Genomic DNA, 4826 nt, shown 5'->3' on the forward strand with positions numbered 1-4826 from the left:
TATCGCGGCGTTATCAGCAACGCCATCAACCGAAAAAAAACCTCCGGCCCCCGTATTGCTCCAGTCACAGCGTTTGGCCCTGATGGCCAGAAGGCCGATCTGCGCGGTGTGCGAAGCCACCCAACCACGTGGAGAGGCCGATGCTTGAACTCCCTTCGTTACCCCATGACTTGCCTTGGTCCGTGCCGGCTTACTTGCTGCTGGACGGTGTGAGCACCCCCGATCTGCCGCAATGCCTGCAACGTTGGAACAGCCCGGCGTATTGCCTCTATCAAGGCACGCGCTGGCAGGAACTGGCAGATATATCGCCGTACCTGATCACCCTCAACGGCGCAGACGATCCGTTGCTGACGTACTTTCAGGAAAGCGCCGCATTGGAATGGGGATTTTTGCTGTTCAGCGATGCTGATACAGCAACGCTCTGCAAGCACTGGCGTCGTCTGCTCGCCGTCAAACATCCGAGCACGGTGGAGGTCATGCTGCGCATCGGCGATCCCGCTGTCATGCATCAATTGCTCGACCTTGCGCAGCAGGCCAACAGCACACGCTGGTTTGGCCCCGTCCAGCATCTGTGCCTGCCTGATGGGCTTCGGGCCACCTGGCTACAACATCAACGTGTGGATCATGCCGCGCCCGACACCCCCGAGATCTATCAGTTGACCGAAGGGGAACTCACGGCGCTGGGAGAGGCGCAGTTTCATCAGTCGGTGATTGGCCTCAACGATCACTTGCGGCGGTATTTCCCCGGATTCATGGCGTCCTGCGCAGATCGGGAACGCCTTCGATTTGCCGAAAAAACAGCGCAACAGGCCTATGAACAAGGCTTCACCTCAGAACAGGAAATCACGCTCTACGCCAACGTGTTGGGCTATCTGGCCGGGCAGCCATTGGAGAGTCACCCGGACATTGTCGAGCTGCTGACCGTGCCTTCACAGCAGTCCCCGCTGAAACGCGTGCAACGCGCTGCCGAGCTGGCGCATGAACGTTCGACCCGTCTGCCGGGAGATTTGTCATGACAGCCGCCAATATCGCCGCCCTGGCCAAAAGCACCCAAGACATCCGCTCACCTATGGGGCAGTGCTTCTTGATGAGCGAAAAAGTGCAGTTGCTGCCCCTGCGCTACGGTCTGGTGGAAAACCTCGATCCTTCAGCCGAACTGAGCATACCGCTCAAGCTGAACAGCCAACCGTTGGGCATTCGTCTGCTGCGTGACGGCTACCTGTACATCATTGATAACGGCACCGGTTACCTGCATGAATACCGCATTGAGCAAGGCCAGATCAGCAAACTGGTCTGGAAGGGTCGGGAAGTCGCCAGCGACATGCGCACCACGTCGATTGGCGAGCCGCAATTGGTGTTCTCCCGGCAGCACACGTTGTTCGCCAGCTATTCGGAAATCCAGTGGACGGCCTACAAATGTTCGCAAGTGCTCAAGGACGTCGCTGAGCGTGAGCACTGGATGCAACGTATCGAACTGGCGAGTGCCTGTCCGGACAAGGGCGGCATGCACCTGCTGAGCCAACGTCAGGCGGATACCTGGCTGGCCGAGGTTGCGGAAAAAACCGCGCCAATGGATCTGCCCGAGGGTGCCAACCCGCAGCAACGCCAGTCTTACGCTTGGGAAGACACATCACTGTTCAAAAGCACGTCGATTGAAACCCTCAGCAGCCAAGTGCTGGGGGCGCATCAGAACGATTACCTGTTTCTGGTTTTGCGTGACGACTTTGGTGTGATGCGCGACCTGGCCAGCGCCCAACTGAAGGTCGCGGACTGGCTCGATCATTGGAGTAGCGATGAGGCCGCCCAGCGTCGCTACCTCACCGGCGCCTACATCCAGTCGTTGTACGAAGTGACCCCGGCACGCCTTGATGCACTGGCCAGCACCGACCCCGCCGCCAAAGCCCTGAGGGACGAAACCAACGCTGAGCAACAGGCAGTCATTGAGGACTACTTGCGTACCAAACGCGACCACGCCGGGCGGCCAATATTTGGCGATGAAGACCATTGGCGAAAAGCGGCCGCGACCGATCCTTATGCGCGCGCGACCGTCAACCTGCTGGACGCCCTGGGTCAGGTGCTTTGGCAAAAACACCGAGACACTATCGCGGCACTGCACTTGCAGACATGGCAGGCGTTGTTCGGAAAGGAGCTCGGCCAGCGCGGCATCGATCACCTGATCAACCGCGCCGACATGCAAGCGTTCGTCAGCCAGCAGCAGACGCTGCTGAGCCATTGGCACACGCGCTTGCAGGCCATTCGCGAAGATCGCCTGGACATGATCGTCGCCGGTCACTTTCACCGGGCGGCCTGGTATTACGACTTTCGCAACGACGAACATATCCGCCATCGCCTTGAAACCGAGTTCCTCTGCGTCGCAGCCCTGTGCTGGAACAGTGAGGCCACGGAAAAACTGGCGGCCTATCTGGAAAGCAACCTGCTGACCGTCGTGCCAGGGCTGGACACCTTGACCCTTGCCGATCAGCGGGACGTGAGCAAGAAACTCATGGACCTGAGCAGCTTCTCGATCAAGGCCGCGGCGGCGCAGGAAAGTCTTGATGCGGTTAACGTGCTGACCAATCAGTTCAGAAGCTTGATGAATGAGCGGTTACCCAACTTTGCGGATCTGAATGGGCGGTTTAGTGGGCTGCAGAGTTTGTTGGATGGGGCTTACGTGCCGGCGCATCAACTGATCGCAGCGGATCAGTTGAATCGGGCACACTCAGAATTCAAACGCCAACAACCAGTCGACCCAGCCAGCTTCATCCGTAGTCTCGGTATCTCAACGCGACTGCAGCTGCTGCGCGAGTTTTCCCGTAGCGGCTTGACCTTGCGGGCAGCGTCGGCGTCCGAGTTTCAGGCCTTCAACAAGAGCCGCGATGCCGCGCTCGACCTGCGTCGCCAGCTCAGTGAGACCTACAAACTGCGTCATCGCGAATTGTCGCGGCAGATCTACGGCCTCGCCGCCCCAGGCAGTGAGCAGGTGCACAACCAGCGGATCAACCAGCTCAAGGCCGCGCTCCTGCCGCTGGAAGACAACCTAAGTCGCGCCCTGACCGTCGGTTCAAGCGGGCCGGGCCAGATTGGCACGGTGATCGACGGCATGGCTCCGGGGTTACGGGAAGAAATGCAGCGCACCGTACGTGATTTCCGCGCGACGGGAACGTTTGGCAAACCGATGGCGGGTGCGTTGAAGTCCAAGGGCGACGGGATTGCGTTATTGCTGTTTGTTTATCAGGGGCAGAAGTTTGTTGAGGCGTTGAGTGCATTTGGTAAAAAGGGCACGGCGCCGCTTCCTGACTGGGGGACACTATTCGAATCATCGGTTGGCATGCTGGCAGCGGGATTTGCCGTAGTTCAAGGTCTGTCGGTGACGATCCTTCAGGCGCATATCGAACAAATGGACAGTGCCGCTGGCAAGCTCAACTCCATGAGTCGGTTAGGGCGCTGGACGGCGGGGGCGGGGTTTGGAGCATTCATATTCGGTGGTTTGGCTGCCATAACCGATTCAGTCAAACATTCGCAGCAATGGGGTAAAGCGTTGGCCGAAGGTAATTATCAGGAGTTAGCTGCCACCACCTTGCAAATTGCCGGTGACGCTACCCTAGTGGGCACCAATACCTGGGGCGCCAAACACACGACGTCGATCATCACTCAGGTTCTGAGAAAACCCGCCGAACTGCGTGCTATTGCCTGGGCTGAAGCCAGTCCCCGACTGCTGGGCATCGCCGCCCAGGCCAACCTTGTGGGTTTGATCGGTACGGCTCTGCAACTGCTGGGCGAGGGCTTGTACAACTACTTCAATCTGGACGCCTTGCAAAAGTGGCTGCAAGCGAGTGCCTGGGGCGCCGCCGACCTGCAACGCAGCCTGCCGGAAGACTGGAGCGCATTGGCAAGGGTGGTGCAACAGCCAACCTGCGAACTGATCCGCGAGGGCAAGCGCACCTGTTTGCAGCTCAGACTGCCCGGCGTGCGCACCCGGGAAATGGACAGCCGTCAATTGCAACTGTTGGCCCATCAACAGACCCGTGCAGTACCGATTCACGGTCCCTACAACAGTCAGCTGCCACCCCGGCGCTGGCAGGAAAGCAGCGCCGCGTGGGCCGCGGTTGCCGTAGTCGTCAGTCAGGGAGACGAGGTACTGACCCTGCAGTTGCCTATCGCCGAGGCCTTGCAAACGACGGACTTCGCTCTGGCGCTCAACATCGGTTACCAACTGGAAGCCGGACGTGACCTGATACACCGCACCTGTTTCGTCCTGCGCGATCTGCGCATCGCCACGGAACGTGGTGTACGTTTGCCGGCCCAGGGCCGGTTCACCCTCGACCCCGTCGAAACCTTGCCTGATGGCTTGAGCAAGGCGCCGTACTGGTTGTTCACCCGCGAAGAAATGGCGACTGTCGATGTTCAGCAAACTGTTCAAGCGTAAAAGCAAGCCCGAAACCAAAGACCCGGCACCGGACATTCGCAGCCAACGGCCGAGCGCCGGGGAGTTGCGGGTCCGCGGGCTGAATGAAACCCTGTTTCTGGCGCCGCTGCCGGTTTACACCGGGCAGGCTCAGGTGTCCCGGCGTAACTTTTCGGAGATGAATGAGACCTTTCTGGAGTTGGGGGGGAATAATCGGGGCACAGTTGAGCAAGCGAAAATCTTGGCTGCCGGGATTTGGATGGTTTTGTTCCTCGCTTTTTTAATGCCTGTTCTCATCTCTATCTGGCTTGTATTTTTCAGCCCATCAGAATTCAGTCGGAAGTTTTCTGAAATAGTTTGGGATGGATTGCAAGTTTTCGTCACGGGTTCGCTTTTATCCGTTATTCCAATTGGTGGCTAC

At 58.7% G+C, this 4826-nt stretch carries 2 protein-coding genes and 1 pseudogene; all 3 read left to right on the forward strand.

What is annotated here, in order from left to right; genetic code table 11:
* Nucleotides 1-194: 194 nt before the first annotated feature.
* A complete protein-coding gene (locus AC1MDC_RS28540; protein WP_176247776.1) occupies nt 195-1016 on the forward strand; it encodes a DUF4123 domain-containing protein in 822 nt (273 codons plus the stop codon).
* Nucleotides 1013-4426, forward strand: a complete 3414-nt coding sequence (locus tag AC1MDC_RS28545; protein ID WP_227232912.1) for a toxin VasX — start codon at nt 1013-1015, stop codon at nt 4424-4426. Before AC1MDC_RS28540 ends, AC1MDC_RS28545 begins: the two co-directional genes overlap by 4 nt.
* A pseudogene (locus tag AC1MDC_RS28550) lies at nt 4401-4826 on the forward strand (hypothetical protein); the annotation flags it as partial. The gene AC1MDC_RS28545 and the pseudogene AC1MDC_RS28550, both read left to right, overlap by 26 nt.

It is taken from the genome of Pseudomonas sp. 1, from assembly GCF_056626735.1.